Source organism: Caulobacter sp. 73W (assembly GCF_041021955.1).
Classification (GTDB): domain Bacteria; phylum Pseudomonadota; class Alphaproteobacteria; order Caulobacterales; family Caulobacteraceae; genus Caulobacter.
Map to the genome: position 1 here is coordinate 3,847,051 of NZ_CP158375.1, position 17,900 is coordinate 3,864,950.

The following is a 17,900-nucleotide window of genomic DNA, read 5'->3' on the forward strand; positions in this document are numbered from 1 at the left end:
AAGCTTATGGTGGAAGACAAGATCCGGGTTCTGATCGTCGAGGGACGGTTCTATTCCGGCATCTCCGACGAACTCCTGCGCGGCGCGACCAACGCCATCGAGGCGTTCGGCGCGGAATTCGACGTGGTCTCGGTGCCCGGCGCGCTGGAGATCCCGGCGGTCATCGCCATGGCGGAGGAGGGCGGCGGCCGCCCCGTGGGCCAGCGCTACGACGGCTACGTGGCCCTGGGCTGCGTGATCCGCGGCGAGACCTATCACTTCGACGTTGTCTGCAACGAATCGGCCCGGGCCCTGATGGACCTGGCCGTGGGCAAGCGCCTGGCCATCGGCAACGGCATCCTGACCGTCGAGGACGAGGACCAGGCCTGGGCGCGCGCCCGCGTGTCGGAAGCCGATAAAGGCGGCGGCGCGGCCAAGGCCTGCCTGGAGATGATCGCGCTGAAGCAGCGTCTGCTGGGCGGAGCCGGTCGATGAACGCGACGCCGCCCCGCCAAGCCCGCTCTGTGGCCCGCCTGGCCGCCGTCCAGGCCCTGTACCAGATGGAGACCGCCGGCACGGGTGTCGAAGCCGTGGTGCGCGAGTTCTCCGAGCACCGCTTCGACCGCGACCTGAGCGAGGACGTGCGTCTGGCCGGGGCCGACGAGGAGTTCTTCGCCGACCTGGTGCGCGGCGTCGTCGGCCAGCAGGCCAAGATCGACAAGGCCATCACCAGCCGCCTGGCGACCAACTGGCGCCTGGAGCGGGTTGACGCGACCTTGCGCGCCATCCTGCGGGCCGGGGCCTTTGAGCTGATCAACCGGCCAGACGTGCCGGTCGAGGTGGCGATCGACGAGTATGTCGACATCGCAAAGTCGTTCTTCGAAGGGCCGGAAGCCGGCTTCGTCAACGGCGCCCTGGACGGCATCGCCAAGGACGCCCGCACGAGCTGAGCCAAGGCAGGCTCGGGAGGGCCGTTATGGCCGACGAGTTTGAGACCATCGCCCGGCTTTTGCGCCCGCTGACCCGCGGCGCGCCAGAAGCCCTCGATCTGCTGGATGACGCGGCGGTTTTGCCGTCGCGTCCCGGCTACGATCTGGTGCTGACCAAGGACGCCCTTGTCGAAGGGGTCCACTTTCTGCCCACCGATCCCTTGGATACGGTCGCCAGGAAGCTTTTGCGCACCAACCTCTCCGATCTGGCCGCCAAGGGCGCAGAGCCGTTTGGCTATCTTCTGGCGACGGCTTGGCGTCGTAGCGACGGCTGGGCCGAGCGCGAGGCCTTCGCCAAGGGCCTCGCGCAGGACGGCGAGCTTTTTGATCTTCGCCTGCTCGGTGGAGACACCGTCTCCACCGACGGGCCTCTCGTGGTCAGCGCGACCCTGCTGGGTTGGGTGTCCTCGGGCGGCATGATTCGCCGCGACGGGGCCAAGGCCGGCGATCTGGTGGTGGTGACCGGCTACATCGGCGACGGATGGCTGAGCCTTCAGGCCGCTTTGGGCGAGGTTGGCGACCCCGAGGGTGAGCTGCTTGCGCGCTACAGGCTTCCTGAACCTCGTCTGGGCATGCGCAGGGCCCTGGAGCTCGCCAATGCGGCGGCCGACGTCTCGGACGGCCTGCTGGCCGATGTCGGTCACGTCGCCAAGGCCAGTGGTTTGAAAGCCGTCGTGGATCTGCAGCGCATCCCGCGGTCGTTCATCGGCGGCGTATGGAGCGAGGCCAAGGCCGACAAGCTCCTGCAACTGGCGACCGGCGGCGATGACTATGAGCTCGTCTGCGCCGTGCCGCCCGAGCATCTTGCCGTCTTCACCGATCTGGCCGTGGATGTCCCCGTGACGGTCGTTGGCCATTTCGAGGCGGGGGAGGGCGTTGAAGCCCACGTTCTCGACGAGATTGTTCCTGTGGAGCACGCTGGGTGGCGGCATGGGGAAGCCAACTGACGAGCGGATATGCTTCAGTTGGCGAGCCTGCTGCTTCGTGCTAGGTTACATGTAACCAATTGAGGAGTAGGTTATGGGAACAGCTACCCCCTCGGCCCCGAAGTCTTCCCGCACCAAGGTGAGCGAACATCGCGCGCGGCTTCGGGCGCAGGGCCTTCGACCAATCCAAATCTGGGTTCCCGATGTCCGTGCAGCAGCCTTCAAGGCTGAGGCCCATCGTCAATCTGCAGTTGTCGCCTCAAGCGCTCATGAGCAGGATGATCAGGCCTTTGTCGACGCGATCTCCGACTGGGATGAAGAATGAGGCGCGGTGAAGTCTGGACTGTCGCTGGCGGAAAGGACTACGCCGGCAAGCCGCGTCCTGTCGTCATCATTCAAGAAGACAGCTTCGACGCCACCAACTCCATCACCGTCTGTGCTCTCACGACCAATCCCTCAGAAGCGCCGTTGTTTCGGCTGTTGGTAGAACCCAACACTCGTAATGGTCTTCGTTCACATAGCCGTCTGATGGTCGACAAAATCACCACCGTGCCCAAGACGAAACTTGGTGGTCGGATAGGTCGAATGGATGACGAGGACATGGTGCGCCTCAATCAGGCCGTGATGATTTTCCTTGGGCTAGCGGCGTCCCCTCGGACAGAGCGCAACTGAGCAGCAAGACTAACGAAACCCTCGCTGGGTTATGCAGGGCGCAACTTTCGGGGACGCCCATGCTGCGACGCGCCTTTTTGACCGGTCTGACGCTGACCGCGGCCACGGCTGCGCACGCCCGCTCGGGCGGTGGCGGGGCCAAGAAGTCCGAAGATGCCGAGGACAAGGGCAAGAACGGCCCGTGGGTCGATGTCGCCGCCGTGGCCCTGCCGATCGTCGTCAACGGCGCCTTGGTCAACTACGTCTTTGTTCGCCTGCGTGTGGATCTGACTGAAGGCTCCGACTTCGCCGTGCTGAAGCAAAAGGAGCCGATGCTGCGCGATGCGATCATCCGCGCCTCCTACCGCACGCCTTTCGGTAAGAAGGATGACGTTCAGGAGATCGACGAAGCCCGCCTGAAGGCCGCCGTGAAGCAAGCCGCCGTGCAGGTGCTGGGCGCCAAGGCGACGGGGCCCGTGACCATCATTAGCCAAAAGCCCCGCCGCTACCTGAAAGCCCCCTCGACCAAGACCGCCGCCGCGCACTAGCGGAACGCGGGTCGCTTCCGTCCGTTGAGGTCGCCAGGACCCAACGGAGGATTGGCCTATGACGACCGAACGAGTGACTGAGACCGAAGATGGCGTGGTGCGCGAGCGCGTGATCGAACGTGGCGGCGGCACGACCGTCGTTGAGCGCGGCGGCATGGGCTTTGGCGGCGTGCTGATGGCCATCGCGCTGATCGCCGTCGTCGCCATCGGCGGCTTCTTCCTGATCAACCAGAACCGCCGCGAAAACGTCGAGACCGCGGCGGTCAGCCAAGTGGCTGAATTGGCTTCCGACGCCGCCAAGAGCGTGGGCAACGCCGCTGACGCGGCGGCCGAGAACATTCGTCCCCGCTAAGGCTTCTATAGGCGCAACCGCTTAGCGCGGTTGCGCCGCCCCGGCTTATTTGCAAACGTCCCAAGGTCGAACGCTGTTCGCGTTCGACTTCAGGGTTGCGTGGGGTGACAGGCCTTAAGGCCGAGCGTTCGCCAGCACTACCTAGGCGAGACGCGCCCCCGCGTGAGGAAACGCACGAAGGGGCGAAACATCATATGAGTCTCACACTGGTCGTTGCGGCCGGATTTCTGGCGGTGCTCTACGGCGTCGTCCAGACGGCCATGCTTATGCGCGCCTCCCCGGGCAATGCGCGAATGCAGGAGATCGCTGCGGCGATCCAAGAAGGCGCGCAGGCCTATCTGCGCCGGCAGTACACCACCATCGGCATCGTCGGGGTCGTCATCCTCGCCATCGTCTGGTTCCTGATCGGACAATGGGCCGCTCTGGGCTTTGTCGTGGGATCGGTGCTGTCTGGCCTCGCTGGCTTCGCCGGCATGCTGATCTCGGTGCGCGCCAATGTGCGCACGGCGCAGGCGGCGTCCGAAAGTCTCGCCAAGGGCCTGTCCCTGGCGTTCACCTCCGGGGCTGTCACCGGCATGCTGGTGGCGGGCTTCGCACTGCTGGGCGTCAGCGGTTACTACATCGTCCTCACCCATCACCTCGGCTTTGAGCCGACAAGCCGAGAAGTCGTCGACGCTTTGGTGGCTCTGGGCTTCGGCGCCAGCCTGATCTCGATCTTCGCCCGTCTGGGCGGCGGGATCTTCACCAAGGGCGCGGATGTCGGCGGCGACATGGTCGGCAAGGTCGAGGCTGGGATCCCCGAAGATGACCCCCGCAACGCCGCCACCATCGCCGACAATGTGGGCGACAATGTCGGCGACTGCGCCGGCATGGCCGCCGACCTCTTCGAGACCTATGCGGTGACGACCGTGGCGACCATGGTGCTGGCCGCCATCTTCTTCCGCGGCACGGATGTGGTCTCCACCATGATGCTGCTGCCGCTGGCCATCTGTGGCGTGTGCATCGTCACCTCGATCATCGGCGCCTTCTTTGTCCGCCTGGGTAAGAAGAACAACATCATGGGCGCCCTCTATCAGGGGCTGATCGTCACCGGCGTGCTGTCCACCGGCGCGGTCTGGTGGGTGATCAACGATCTGGTCACCGGCTCCGTCACCGTGGGCGACAAGACCTTCGGCGCGATGGAGCTCTTCTACTGCGGGCTCGCGGGCCTGGCGGTGACGGCGGCCATCGTGGTGATCACCGAATACTACACCGGCACGGGCTTTCGGCCGGTCAAGTCGGTGGCCAAGGCGTCGGTCAGCGGTCACGGCACCAACGTGATCCAAGGCCTGGCCATGTCGCTGGAGTCCACCGCGGCTCCGGCCCTGGTGATCATCGCCGGCATCATCGTCACCTACGGCCTGGCGGGCCTTTTCGGCATCGCTATCGCCACCACGACAATGTTGTCCCTGGCCGGCTTCATCGTCGCCTTGGACGCGTTTGGGCCGGTGACCGATAACGCCGGCGGCATCGCCGAGATGGCCGGTCTTCCCGGTGAAGTGCGAGTGTCGACCGACGCCCTGGACGCCGTCGGCAACACCACCAAGGCGGTGACCAAGGGCTACGCCATCGGCTCGGCGGGTCTGGGCGCTCTGGTGCTGTTTGCGGCCTATACTGAGGATCTGAAGTACTTCTCGGCCAACGCCGCGCCGGGCTCGTTCTTCGAGGGGGTAGGGGCGGTGGCCTTTGATCTTTCCAACCCCTACGTGGTCGTGGGCCTGCTGTTTGGCGGCCTGCTGCCTTTCCTGTTCGGCGGCATGGCGATGACAGCCGTGGGCCGCGCCGCTCAGGCCGTGGTGGAAGAGGTGCGCCGGCAGTTTCGAGACATCCCCGGCATCATGGAGTTCAAGGCCAAGCCCGAATACGGCAAGGCGGTGGACATCCTGACCAAGGCGGCGATCCGCGAGATGATTGTGCCGTCGCTGCTGCCGGTTGTGTCGCCGATTGTGCTGTTCTTCGTCATCAACGCCATCGCTGGCAAGGCTGACGCCTTCTCGGCCCTGGGGGCGATGCTGATGGGCGTGATCGTTACCGGCCTCTTCGTCGCCATCTCGATGACCTCGGGCGGCGGCGCTTGGGACAACGCCAAGAAGTACATCGAAGAGGGCAACTACGGCGGCAAGGGCTCTGAAGCCCACAAGGCCGCGGTGACCGGCGACACCGTAGGCGATCCCTATAAGGACACCTCCGGCCCGGCGGTGAACCCGATGATCAAGATCACCAACATCGTGGCCCTACTGCTGCTCGCGGTGCTGGCTCACGGCGCGTTGGGCTGATCCTCACAGCCTTCGAGACAGGACGCCCCGGAGAGCGATCTCCGGGGCGTTTTCTAATTCTGTCACTGATTTGCATGCTTCGATGAAAAGCGATCGCATTGGATCTCAATTCACGCGTCTGAATTTTGATTGTCGCAATTTTGTTGTAAACAACGGTGCGGCAATCGAGGCGTAAAAATGAATCTATATATAATATGTACTGTCATAAAACTTTGACTTGAGCGCACAACGACGCGACGTTAGGCCGCGACCCAGCAGGTCCTCCGCGATGGGGGCGAAATATACTTGCTAGGGGAAGACTATGAGAAATCGAATCCTTGGCACGACGGCGTTCGCCGTTGTGGCTGCATCGCCGTTTGTCGCTCTGGCCCAAGCCGCGCCGAGCGCTGCTGACTCGGTCGAAGAGATCATCGTCACCGGCACCTATCGCAAAAGCTTGGAGCAGGCCGTTGATCTGAAGCGCGACGCGGTCGGCTTCTCCGACTCCATCGTCGCCACCGACGTGGCAAACTTCCCCGAACAGAACCTGGCCGAAGCGCTGCAGCGCATCCCAGGCGTGACCATCGAGCGCAACAAGGGCCTGGGCAGCCGGGTCATGGTGCGCGGCCTGCCTAGCGAATTCACCTTCGTCTCGATCAACAAGCTGGCCACCGCCTCGGGCAGCGGCGGCCGCGACGTCGAGTTCGACATCTTCGCCTCGGAGATCATCCAGCAGGTGACCGTCCAAAAGTCCCCGCGGGCTTCGGACGAAGAAGGCGGCATCGCCGGCTCGATCAACATCACCACAGCGCGCCCGTTCGACTATTCGGGCCGCAAACTGGTGGTCTCGGCCGAAGGCGCCCACAACTCGATCTCCGAGAAGTACGATCCCAAGTTCGCGGTCCTGGCCAGCAACACCTGGGGTGACTTTGGCGCCCTGGCGTCCTTCTCGGTCGCCACCCGCACCAACCGCACCGACAGCAACTCAGGCGTCAACTTCCGCCCGGCTTTCCGCTTCCTCGAAGCGGGCGGCGCGCGTGAAGCCCAAGGCCGCGCGACGCTGCTGCGCGACGTTGGTCTGAACCTGTCGAACGCCGACATGGACAACCGTGACGTCACCGGCCGGATCATCTTCCAGGACAAGGTCGGCGACCGCGTCTATCTGAACGAGCAGGACCAGTGGGGCGGCACCTTGTCGCTGCAGTACCAACCGACGTCCAGCTTCACCTTGTCGTTCGACGCCATGCTCGGCGGCTTTGACGCAACCGAAGATGAGTACGATGCGGCGGCCTATTCGGCCTCCAGCCGCAGCACCTTCGAGACGGTGCACGCGTTCGACAAGACGACGCTGGCCAGCGACGGCATCGTCGTCCTGCGGGACGTGTCCTACACCGCCACCCAGCACGAGATCCTGAGCAAGGAGCGTATCGCCAAGACCGATTACGCTCAGTTCGGCACAGAGCTGCAATGGAAGGGCGACAACTGGGTGTTCAACGCCCTGGCCGGTTACTCGGGCGCCGAGAAGACCATAGACTACTCCAACCTAAAACACGTGGCCTACGCCCCGTCGCGGACCCGCTGGACCTCGCGCGGCGGCGAGACGGTCAAGAGCAACAACCCGCTCTCGATCGACATGTACAACTCGCCGAGCAGCTATCTGTTCGAAGCCTACGAGACGACCCTGGAGTCGACCACCGACGACAAGTACGCCGCCCAGGCGGACTTCACCCGTCACTTCAACCTCGGCTTCTTCCCGGCCTTGGACAACATCCAAGTCGGCGCGCGCTACACCAAGAAGACCAAGGAGCGCCAGTACGGCCAGCTGAACATCCAAGGCCCCAGCGCTGGCAGCACCGCGTGGCTGAACAAGCGCACCCTGGCCGAAAGCCAGATCGCCCCGATCGGCGACATCGTCCCGGGCGGCGGCTACTCGATCAGCAATCTCAACTGGAGCCAGGCGAGCAATGACTACGCCCGCCGCACTTTCCGGTACGCCGGCTTCTCCACGCCGTTCGACGTGGGCCAATACTATGAGGTCTCCGAAGAGGTCCTGAGCGCCTACGCCATGGCCGACTTCAAGTTCGATGTCGCCACCGTTCCGGTGTTCATCAACGCTGGCGGCCGCTACGTCGACACCACGGTCAACTCGGCCGGCTATCATCAGGTCCAAACGCCCACGGGCGGCACCACCTACACCCCCGATCCGGTGTCGAGCGAAGGCAGCTACAAGAAGTTCCTGCCCAGCTTGAACATCACCGCCGACCTGACCGACAGCATCATCCTGCGCGCCGCAGCCTCGGAGACCCTGATCCGTCCGGCCCTGACGGATCTGGCCTACAAGCGCACCGCTAGCTGGAACTCGTTCCGCTTCACCGACGGCAACCCGAACTTGAAGCCGACCTACGCCAAGCAGTGGGAAGTGGGTCTTGAAAAGTACCTGGGCGAGGGCGGCCTTCTGGCGGCCTCGTACTTCTGGAAGGAAATTGAGGGCGTCGTCCGCAGCCAGCTGACCGGCACGGTCCCCAACGTCACCAAGTACAACGCCAACGGCACGATCGACGGCGTCTATGACTTCGACGTCTATCAGCCGGTCAACGCCGACGGCTCCTACAAGGTCAGCGGTGTGGAACTGGTGGCCATGCTGCCGTTCGGTCTGATCCACGATCGCCTGGAAGGCTTTGGCGTCAACGCCAACTACACCGTGCTCGACAGCTCCTTGACGGGCCAGTCGATCATCGGCGTGGCGACCCCGCCGATCGGCCTCGCCGACAACACCTATAACGTCACGCTCTACTACGGGAACGACCGGTTCCAGGCGCGCGCGTCCTATAACTACAAGGACAAGTACGTCGAAGGCATCGGTTACGAGATGTACCCGATCTGGCGCGACAGCTACGGCCAGACCGACATCTCGGTCAGCTACAACGTCACCGACATGATCCAGGTCAATCTGGAAGCCATCAACATCACCGACGAGGCGACCACCGGCTACACGATGGATCCGTCCTTCCCGGTCATGTACGAAAAGTCGGGCCGCCGGGTCAGCATGGGCCTGCGCATGAACTTCTGATCTGGCCGCAAGGCTTGACGATCACGAGGGGCGCGATCGGCGAGAGCCGGTCGCGCCCCTTGGCGTCTGAGCAGGCCAGTTTGCGGCGACCTAGAATAAGTCGGTCTCAGAACGAGCATTAGTCGTTTGCGTAGCTGTCGCGCTTGCCCGCGTCATGCCCTCCATAAAAGCGAGGGGCCAAGGCATCACATGCGACAAACCAAAGGACTGAAACAGCGCGGAGTGGGGAGCGTGGCGGTCGCTGTGACCCTGGGCCTGGCCGCTCTTACCCCCGCCTGGGCGCAGGACGCCAAGCCCGCGGCGGCGCAAGACCTCAAGGACAAGGCCATCGTTCTTGACGCGTCGATCTATCCGGCGCCGGCCTCGACCAAGATGACCACACGCTTGGATGGGCGGCTGCTGTCCTACACCGCCACCGCCGGCTCCATGCCGGTGCGCGATGAGAAGAACAGGACCATCGCCCAGGTGGTCTACACGTCCTACGTTCTAGATGGTCCGCGAGACCCCAATCGGCCGATCACCTTCGCCTTCAATGGCGGCCCGGGGGCGGCCTCGGTCTTCCTCCACATGGGGGCGATCGGACCCAAGCGGGTGCAATTCGGCGCTCAGGGCGATGCGGCGTCGGATTCGGCGGTGCTGATCGACAATCCCTATACCTGGCTCGACTTCACCGACCTGATCTTCATCGATCCGGTCAATACCGGCTTCTCGCGCTCGCTGGTCGATGAGGCCGAGACCAAGAAGAACTTCTACGGCGTCGAGCAGGACATCAGCTACCTGTCGCGCGTCATCTACGACTGGCTGCTCAAGAACGAGCGAATGACCTCGCCCAAGTACATCGCCGGCGAAAGCTATGGCGGCTTTCGCGCGCCGCGCCTGACCGAGAAGCTGCAGACCGACCTTGGGGTCGGTATCAATGGCATGGTCATGGTCTCGCCGCTGCTCGACGGCTCAAGCTGGGTGGGCGGGGACCTTTCGCCGATCCAGTGGGTGGTGACCCTGCCGACCATGGCGGCGGCCAACTATGAGCGACAGGGCAAGGCCTTGAGCGCGGCGCAGATGGCCGAGGTCGAGGACTATGCGCGCGGTGAATACGCCGCCGACCTGCTGAAGGGCTGGAGCGATCCGGCGGCGCTGGATCGCATTGTCAGCAAGGTGACCGCCTATACCGGCCTGCCGCAGGACAAGGTGCGCCAATGGGGCGGACGGGTCGAGACCAGGGCCATTCTGCGTGAGACCTATCGCGACGAAGGCAAGATCGGCTCGTGGTACGAGGCCAATGTCACCGGCTACGATCCCTATCCGTGGGCGCCTGATCAGCGCGCCGGCGACATCCTTTTGGAGGCCTTGGTGGGGCCGTCGTCCAGCGCCTATGTGGACCTGGTCACCCGCCAGATCGGCTGGAAGTACGATGGGCGCTACCACGCCCTCAATCGCAACATCATCGGCAATTGGGACATTCCCAACTCGCGGGTGGAGTCCGTCGGCGCCTTCAGGCGCTCGCTCGCCACCGACCCGAAAATGAAGGTGCTGATCGTCCACGGCTACGGCGATCTGGCCACGCCCTACATGACCTCCAAGATCGTGGCGGACCAGATCCCGCCCACGCTCGCCAAGGAGCGCTTGAAGCTCAAGGTCTATCCGGGCGGGCACATGTTCTACAGCCGCGCCGACAGCGGCGCGGCCATGCGCGCCGACGTTCGGGCGCTCTATACGGGGCGCTGAGCAGGGTGGGGCGGTCGGCGCGCCTAGATCGCCGGCCGCTCTTGCCCCTGGTCGACGAGCCATCGGACGAAGGCGTCGGTCGCTTCCGACAAGGGCTCGGATGCTTTGGTGAGGACGTAGAACTGCTTGTCGGCTGGGGCGCGCCGGGCCGAGAGCGGCTGCAGACGCCCTTGGGCGATCAGGTCCGACACCAGAGCGGTATGGCCGATCATGAAGCCCTGACCGTTGAGGGCGGCGTCCACGACCATCGAATAGAGCGAGAAGGTCTGGATCGTGATGTCGGCAGGCGCCGACTGACCGGTGCGGGCCAGCCAGTCATCGAAGTCGCTCGTCCAATAGGTGTCGAGCAACAAGGGCGCGCCGCCCGGCAGGCCTTGGCCATCGACCTTGGAAGCAGCGATCAGCTGCGGACTGGCGACCGGCACAAGTTCATCGAGCAGGATCGGACGATGATCACAGCCGGCGAAGGGCGGTCGCCCATAGCGGATGGCTACGTCGAAATCGGCGGTGCGAAGATCGATCAAGGTTGCGTCCGCCCAGATCTCGACAGTCGCGCCCGTGTTGAGCTGATGGAAGGCCGCCAGGCGAGGGCCCAGCCAAAGCTGCGCCAGCGCCGGCAAGATGGTGACGCGAAGCGGCCGTGAGTTCTTGGCGAAGACGATCTCCCGCGTCGCCTGCGCCAGCTGTTCAAGGGGCTGAGCTGCGCGGCGCGCATAGCGACGACCCACTTCGGTCAAGCGCACGCCCTGGGCGTGACGCTGGAAAAGCGCAACGCCCAAGAAGCCTTCGAGGGACTTGATGCGCTGGCTGACCGCCCCTGGGGTGACGCCAAGCTGCTGGGCGGCCAGCGCAAAACTCTCGGTCTCGGCGGTGACTGCGAAGACCCGTAGCCAGTCGAGATTGGGAAGTTCGCGTTGCATCAGAAAATGTCTTCCTGAGCGCCAAGATTAGTCATTTGCGGCGGCGGCCCTTTGGCATCGATTGTCTAGGCGTCAAAAGGGGAGCCTAGCACCGTCATGCAAAGCAACACTAGGTCGGAGGCGGCCGTCAGCCCCAGTTCGTCTACGGGCGCCAATCTTTCGGTCGACGACCTGCACCGTCATCTGATCCGCTACGGCGGCAAGTTCCTGCCGAACCTGATCGAGCGCACCGGCGGCTCCTACGTCTATGACGAGAACGGCCGCGCGCTGCTGGATTTCACCTCCGGCCAGATGAGCGCCATCTTGGGTCACAACCACCCCGAGATCGTGGCGACCATGAAGGCGGCGGCCGATGAGCCGGTGCATCTGTTCTCAGGATTCCTGTCCCGGCCCGTCGTCCAGCTGGCCGAGGTCCTGGCCGATCTTTTGGGGCCTCAACTGAGCAAGGCCTTGCTGCTCAGCACCGGCGCGGAGTCCAACGAAGCGGCCCTGCGCCTGGCCAAGCTCTATACCGGCGGTTACGAGGTCGTGGCCTTTGATCTGGCCTGGCACGGCATGACCGGCGCAGCGTTCCCGACCACCTTTTCGGCCAATCGCAAAGGCTATGGACCGCCCATGCCAGGGGTGATGGCCTTGCCGACCCCATACGTCTATCGGCGGCCCGATTGGGCCGGCGAAGGCTTTGAGCTCGATATGCTCGACTACGCCTTCGAGCTCATCGATCGCCAAAGCGTGGGCCAGTTGGCGGCGGCCATGGTCGAGCCGATTTTGAGCTCCGGGGGTCTGATCGAGCCACCGCCAGGCTATCTGCAGCGCCTGCACCAAAAGTGCCGTGAGCGCGGCATGCTGCTGATCGTCGACGAGGCCCAGACCGGCCTTGGGCGCACCGGCGCAATGTTCGCCAGTGACCATCATGGGATCACGCCGGACATCATCACCCTGTCCAAAACGCTTGGCGCGGGCCTGCCCTTGGCGGCGACCATCACGTCGCCGCAAATCGAAGAGCGCTGCCATGAGCGGGGCTTCTTGTTCTACACCACCCACGTCTCCGACCCGTTCCCGGCGCGCATTGGCCTCAAGGCCATCGAGATCATCCTGCGCGATCAGCTGACCGCCCATGCGGCCAAGATGGGCGAGCGTCTGGCGGCCGGTCTTCGCCAGCTGCAACAGCGCTATGAATGCATCGGCGATGTGCGGGGCAGGGGGCTTTTGGCCGGCATCGAGTTTGTCGCCGATCGGGTTCGCAAGACGCCGGCGCCGGAGTTTGGCGCTGCGGTGTCGCGCCGCTGCCTGGAGCTGGGCATGAACATCAACATCGTCCAGCTGCCCGGCATGGGCGGGGTGATGCGCATGGCGCCGCCCCTGACGATCTTGGCCGAAGAGCTTGATCGCGGCGTCGAGATCATTGGCGAGGCGGTCGGCGACTGCCTGGCCGCCGGCCTGTTGCGCTAGCGCCAACTGACGGGATTGAGGGGAAAGCCGACCATGTTCGAGGATCATCAGGGGCCTTTGAAAGGCCCGCGTCTTGGCCGACGCGCGCTGCTTGGCGCCGCGGCGGCAGGTATCTTGGCCGCCCATCCGCTTCGCGCGCTTGCGGCCAGCGCGGTCCCGCCGGCCGCGCAAGGCGCGGCGGCCGATGCTGAGACTGCTCGCCTCAACGCCTGGCTGAACGCCCAGTATGAGGCGGCGTTGGATCTTAGTCCGATGATGCGCTCGTACGCCGGCGACAAGAAGAACTACGACAAGATCGACGACCTTTCCGAAGACGCCCTGACCGCCTCCTTGGCCTGGCGGCGCGCCTCGGTGGACGCCCTGCGGCGCCAGTTCGACCGCGATCGCCTCACAGCAGAGGGTCAGACCTCCTACGACCTTTGGGTCGTCGAGTATGAGATGGCCGCCGCCGCCGATAAGTTTCGGCGCAACGAGTACGTCTTCAGCCAGATCTTTGGCGTCCATACGAGTTTCGCCCAGTTCCTCATCGCCATTCACAAGGTCGATGAGCCGGCGGACATGGACGCCTACGTCGCGCGCATCAGCGGGCTTTCGCGCGCGCTTGGCCAACGGCTGGAGAGCGCCAAACTGAACGCTGCGGCCGGCGTTCGCTCGCCGCGCTACGCCTATGACGCAGTGATCAAACAAGCCCACGGCCTGAGCGCCGGCGCGCCCTTTGACGACGACGCCGACAACAGCGTGTGGGCGGACGCCAAGGCCAAGGCTGACGCTCTCGTCGTCGCCGGCAAGATCAGCGCCGCCGACGCCGAGCGCTGCAAGCAGGCGGCCCGCAAGGCGCTGATCGAGGATTGGGGACCGGCCTACAGGCATCTCATCGCCTGGCTGCAGGCTGACCGGCCCAATACCGCCGCCATCGCCACGGGGGTCGGGAAGGATCCCAATGGCGCGGCCTTCTATGCCGAGCGCCTGGCGGCCAGCACGACGACCGACCTGACCGCCGAGCAGATCCATCAGATCGGTTTGTCGGAAGTCACCCGCATCAAGGGCGAGATGGAGGCGATCAAGCAGCAGGTGGGCTTCACCGGCTCCTTGCAGGACTTCTTCCGCTACATCCGCGAGGACGACCGCTTCTATTATCCCAACACTGATGAGGGCCGGCAGGCCTTCATCACCGCCGCGACCAACCATCTGGCCTTCATGAAGGCGCGGCTGCCCGACTATTTCGGCGTCCTGCCCAAGGCCGACGTGGTGGTCAAACGGGTCGAAGCCTATCGCGAGGTCGCCGGAGCGCCGCAGCACTACCTGATCGGCTCGAGGGACGGATCGCGGCCAGGGGTGTTCTACGCCCACATGTCCGACATGCGATCCTTGCCCATCCCGCAGCTGGAGGTGATCACCTACCACGAGGGAAATCCCGGCCATCACATGCAGTTCTCCATCGCCCAGGAACTGACCGATGTGCCGAGATTCCGCACCCAGCTCTATTACAACGCCACCCAAGAGGGCTGGGGGCTCTACACCGAGCTGCTCGCCAAGGAGATGGGCGCCTACAAGGATCCCTATTCGGACTTCGGCCGCCTGACGACCGAGATCTGGCGGGCGATCCGGCTCGTCGTCGACACCGGCCTGCACGCCAAGGGGTGGACCGAAGAAGAGGCGGTCGCCTACTTCGCCGCCAATTCGGCCGCCTCGCAAAGCCAGATCCGCGCCGAGGTCCAGCGCTACATCGTCATGCCGGGCCAGGCGACGGGCTACAAGATCGGCATGATCGAGATCCTCAAGATGCGCCGCAACGCCAAGGCTCAGTTGGGCGATCGCTTCGACATCAAGGGGTTCCACGACACCATCCTGGGCGGCGGACAGATGACCCTTGGACTGTTGCAAGCCCGTGTCGATCGCTGGGCGCAGGGGCGTAAAGTCGCCTAGGCGCCCTTGCGCCCTGAGGCCTGCTGTCCCCAAAAGCGGCAAATCGTACCTTGCGTTGTTGGTCGATTGAGCGAGGTCCAAGGGCCTCAATCGACCGCATACCAACAATTCTTGGTCGGGTGGGCGACGATCATTCTACGTCGCGCATCAATCAATGCCGCCTTGAGATTGGTATCAGCGCAAGAAGCGCCGATAGGCTCACCCCATAATCCAGGCTCTCTCGCTGAGCCCAACAACATCGCCCGCATCTAGCGGGACGTAGGGGTGAAACATATGATCTCGAAGAAATTCCACACCCGTGGTCTGTCTGGCGCCTCCGTCGCCGTCCTGGCGATGGCTCTGGCGAGCGTGGCCCAAGCGCAGACCGATGCGGCCCCCGCGCCTGAAGCAGAAGTCGACGAGATCGTCGTCACCGGCTTTCGCGCGTCGCTGCAGAACGCCCTGGTCATCAAGCGTAACGAGAACGGCGTGGTCGATGCGATCTCGGCCGAAGACATCGCCGATTTCCCCGACCTGAACCTGGCCGAATCCCTGCAGCGCATTCCCGGCGTGGCGATCTCGCGCCGCTCGGGCGAAGGCCGCCAGATCACCGTTCGCGGCCTGGGTTCGGACTACACCCGCGTGCGGGTCAACGGCATGGAAGCCATCGCCACCTCCTCGGGAACGTCCAACTCGGGCGGCACCAACCGCGGTCGCGGCTTTGACTTCAACATCTTCTCTTCGGACCTCTTCTCCAACCTGATCGTGCGCAAGACCGCCTCGGCCGAAGTGGATGAAGGCTCGCTGGGCGCCACCGTCGACCTCAACGCCGCAAAGCCCTTCGACTCCGCTGGCCGCCGCCTCGTGATGTCGGCGCAAGGCAGCTACAACGACCTGGCCAAGAAGGTGACCCCGGGCGTGTCGTTCCTCGCCTCGGACCGCTTCTTCGACGACAAGCTGGGCGTGCTGATCTCGGCCTCCTACGATGAGCGCGAACTGATCGAAGAGGGCGCCAACATCACCCGCTGGACCTTCGGCGGCTCGAACGGCGGCTGGAACCCGGCCTCGACGGTTGCTGGCAAGACGATCGGCCAGATCAATCAGAACGTGACCGGCTACGACAACGCCGAAGCGGGCCTCTATCACCCGCGCATTCCCGCCTACGCCAGCTACGACACCTCGTCCAAGCGTCTTGGCCTGGCGGGCGCCCTGCAGTTTCGTCCGGTCGAATCCACGCTCTTTACACTGGAAGGCCTCTATTCGGACTTCCAGGGTCTGCGCCTGGAATCACAGCTGCAGGCGCTGGGTCTGAGCCGTCCGGGCACGGGCAAGCCGCAGTCGATCATCCGGTCGGGCATTGTTGAGGGCAACAACCTCGTCCAGGCCAATATCGACCGCGTCGATCTGCGCACCCAGTCCAGCCACAACGAACTCAACACCAAGTTCAAGCAAGTCACCTTCTCGGTCGAACACGACTTCAACGACCGGCTGAAGATCAAGGCCGTGGCCGGCCGCTCGGAGTCCGAGTACAGCGACCCGATCGCCACCACCGTGACCTTCGAGCGCCTGGACTCCAACAACTTCAGCTACGACTTCCGCCCCCGCCTGATGGAGATGGGCCTGGGCTTCGACGCTCGCGATCCAAACGCCTGGGCCATGGTGCCGGGCAGCTCGGAAGTTCGCCTGACGCCGGAATGGGTCGATAACGCCTTCACCACCTACAAGCTGAACGGCCGCTACATTCTCAACGACCACCTGACCCTCAAGGCGGGCGTCGACTACAAGAAGTTCGAGTTCAGCTCGTTCGCCCAGCAGCGCGCCAATACTGCTGACGTGCCGGCGATCGCCGGCGGCGCCGGCCTTGCCGCCCTGTCGCGCAACTTCGACTTCGACCAGGGCCTGGGCCTGCCGGCCGGCTCGGTGAAGACCTGGCTCGCGCCGGACCTCGCCAAGTTCAACAACCAGTACAACATCTACAGCGGCACGGGTCAGTGGGCCCTGCGTGAGAACACCGGCTCGGCCGCGAAGATCACCGAAGAGACCACGGGCGCCTATCTTCAGGTGGACTACCAGTTCGACGCCTTCGGCCTGCCGGTCCGCGGCGATGTCGGCTACCGCTACTTCAGCACCGATCTGAGCTCCGGCGGCTACGCCAACGCGACCTCCGGCGTGCGGTTCGTCACCGTCGACCACAAGTACGACATGTGGCTGCCGTCGGCGAACCTGTCGGTCGACATCACCCCGCAGGTGATCGCCCGCATCAGCGCCGCCGAGACCATCGCCCGTCCGGGCATCGGCAGCCTGTCGCCGGGTGGTTCGGTGAACGTGCAGGGGGCCAACCGCAACTATTCCTCGGGCAACCCCTTCCTGGAGCCGACCCGCTCCAAGAACCTGGACCTGTCGCTGGAATGGTATCCGCAAAGCGGCGCGATCCTGGCGCTGGGCCTGTTCTACAAGGATATCGACACCTTCGTTCAGACCCTGCGTCGCGAAGCGCCTTACAACACCCTTGGTCTGCCCAACTCGCTGCTGGACGGCACCGTCGCCACGCCTGACATGGTCTTCGCCGTCACCCAACCGGTCAACTCGCCGGGCGGCAAGCTCAAGGGCCTGGAAATCAACTGGCAGCAGCCCTTCACCTTCCTGCCGGGCTTCTGGTCGGACTTCGGCTTCCTGGCCAACTACACCTACGTCAATTCCGAGATCGACTACCTGACCTCGACGACGCCGGGTGCGGCCCTGGTCAACGCCACCCTCGTGGGGCTGTCCAAGAACGCCTGGAACGCCACGCTGTACTACGAGAACGCCAAGTTCTCGGCCCGCGTGTCGGCCGCCTATCGCGACAAGTACCTGACCGGCGTGCCGGCCGCGGACTTCAACAACGTGCAGGGCACCAACGAGACGACCAACATCGACGCGCAGGTCTCCTACAACATCCGCGACAACCTGCGCATCAGCCTCGAAGGCCTGAACCTGACCGACGAGTACAACGACCTGTACGTCGACAGCGACAACCGACTGAACGCCTACACCCACACGGGCCGTCAGTACGTCGTGGGTCTGCGCTACACCTTCTAGGGCTCTCTGAC

General features: G+C 64.3%; 14 protein-coding genes. 13 read left to right on the forward strand and 1 reads right to left on the reverse strand.

The annotated features are described in order from the left end of the window. Window positions 1-6 precede the first annotated feature (6 nt). From ABOZ73_RS18355 to ABOZ73_RS18400, 10 genes are all read left to right on the forward strand, one after another. Window positions 7-474, forward strand: a complete 468-nt coding sequence (locus ABOZ73_RS18355) for a 6,7-dimethyl-8-ribityllumazine synthase (RefSeq protein WP_369059542.1) — start codon at window positions 7-9, stop codon at window positions 472-474. After that, the gene (nusB, locus tag ABOZ73_RS18360) at window positions 471-929 is read left to right on the forward strand and encodes a transcription antitermination factor NusB (protein WP_369059543.1); all 459 of its coding nucleotides are present in this window, start codon (window positions 471-473) and stop codon (window positions 927-929) included. The genes ABOZ73_RS18355 and nusB overlap by 4 nt, the downstream gene beginning before the upstream one ends. 26 nt (window positions 930-955) lie before the next feature. Continuing rightward, a complete protein-coding gene (gene thiL / locus ABOZ73_RS18365) occupies window positions 956-1,915 on the forward strand; it encodes a thiamine-phosphate kinase (RefSeq protein WP_369059544.1) in 960 nt (319 codons plus the stop codon). Window positions 1,916-1,988: 73 nt separating this feature from the next. Further along, entirely contained in the window at window positions 1,989-2,219 is a 231-nt protein-coding gene (locus tag ABOZ73_RS18370) for an antitoxin MazE family protein (RefSeq protein WP_369059545.1), read from the forward strand. Then, window positions 2,216-2,566 carry a type II toxin-antitoxin system PemK/MazF family toxin gene (locus ABOZ73_RS18375; protein ID WP_369059546.1) on the forward strand — a complete coding sequence of 117 codons (351 nt, stop codon included), beginning with the start codon at window positions 2,216-2,218 and terminating at the stop codon, window positions 2,564-2,566. Before ABOZ73_RS18370 ends, ABOZ73_RS18375 begins: the two co-directional genes overlap by 4 nt. A 59-nt stretch (window positions 2,567-2,625) precedes the next feature. Next, the gene (locus ABOZ73_RS18380) at window positions 2,626-3,093 is read left to right on the forward strand and encodes a hypothetical protein (RefSeq protein WP_369059547.1); all 468 of its coding nucleotides are present in this window, start codon (window positions 2,626-2,628) and stop codon (window positions 3,091-3,093) included. A gap of 58 nt (window positions 3,094-3,151) precedes the next feature. After that, on the forward strand, window positions 3,152-3,445 hold the full coding sequence (locus ABOZ73_RS18385) for a hypothetical protein (RefSeq protein WP_369059548.1): 294 nt from the start codon (window positions 3,152-3,154) through the stop codon (window positions 3,443-3,445). Window positions 3,446-3,639: 194 nt separating this feature from the next. Next, a complete protein-coding gene (locus tag ABOZ73_RS18390; protein WP_369059549.1) occupies window positions 3,640-5,760 on the forward strand; it encodes a sodium-translocating pyrophosphatase in 2,121 nt (706 codons plus the stop codon). Between the two features lie 301 nt (window positions 5,761-6,061). After that, the gene (locus ABOZ73_RS18395) at window positions 6,062-8,809 is read left to right on the forward strand and encodes a TonB-dependent receptor (protein ID WP_369059550.1); all 2,748 of its coding nucleotides are present in this window, start codon (window positions 6,062-6,064) and stop codon (window positions 8,807-8,809) included. Window positions 8,810-9,040: 231 nt separating this feature from the next. Further along, the gene (locus ABOZ73_RS18400; RefSeq protein ID WP_369059551.1) at window positions 9,041-10,534 is read left to right on the forward strand and encodes a S10 family peptidase; all 1,494 of its coding nucleotides are present in this window, start codon (window positions 9,041-9,043) and stop codon (window positions 10,532-10,534) included. Between the two features lie 23 nt (window positions 10,535-10,557). Here ABOZ73_RS18400 and ABOZ73_RS18405 read toward each other — a convergent pair whose 3' ends face one another. Continuing rightward, complete coding sequence (locus ABOZ73_RS18405; RefSeq protein ID WP_369059552.1) at window positions 10,558-11,454, reverse strand: LysR substrate-binding domain-containing protein; 897 nt, start codon at window positions 11,452-11,454, stop codon at window positions 10,558-10,560. Window positions 11,455-11,550: 96 nt separating this feature from the next. Here ABOZ73_RS18405 and ABOZ73_RS18410 point away from each other — a divergent pair, with 96 nt between their 5' ends. The 3 genes from ABOZ73_RS18410 (at window position 11,551) to ABOZ73_RS18420 (ending at window position 17,889) form a co-directional block, all read left to right on the forward strand. Next, window positions 11,551-12,906 (forward strand): aspartate aminotransferase family protein, encoded by a 1,356-nt coding sequence (locus ABOZ73_RS18410; protein WP_369059553.1) that lies wholly within the window; start codon window positions 11,551-11,553, stop codon window positions 12,904-12,906. A gap of 114 nt (window positions 12,907-13,020) precedes the next feature. Beyond that, a complete protein-coding gene (locus tag ABOZ73_RS18415; protein WP_369059554.1) occupies window positions 13,021-14,832 on the forward strand; it encodes a DUF885 family protein in 1,812 nt (603 codons plus the stop codon). A gap of 273 nt (window positions 14,833-15,105) precedes the next feature. Further along, on the forward strand, window positions 15,106-17,889 hold the full coding sequence (locus ABOZ73_RS18420; protein ID WP_369059555.1) for a TonB-dependent receptor: 2,784 nt from the start codon (window positions 15,106-15,108) through the stop codon (window positions 17,887-17,889). Window positions 17,890-17,900: the final 11 nt, after the last annotated feature.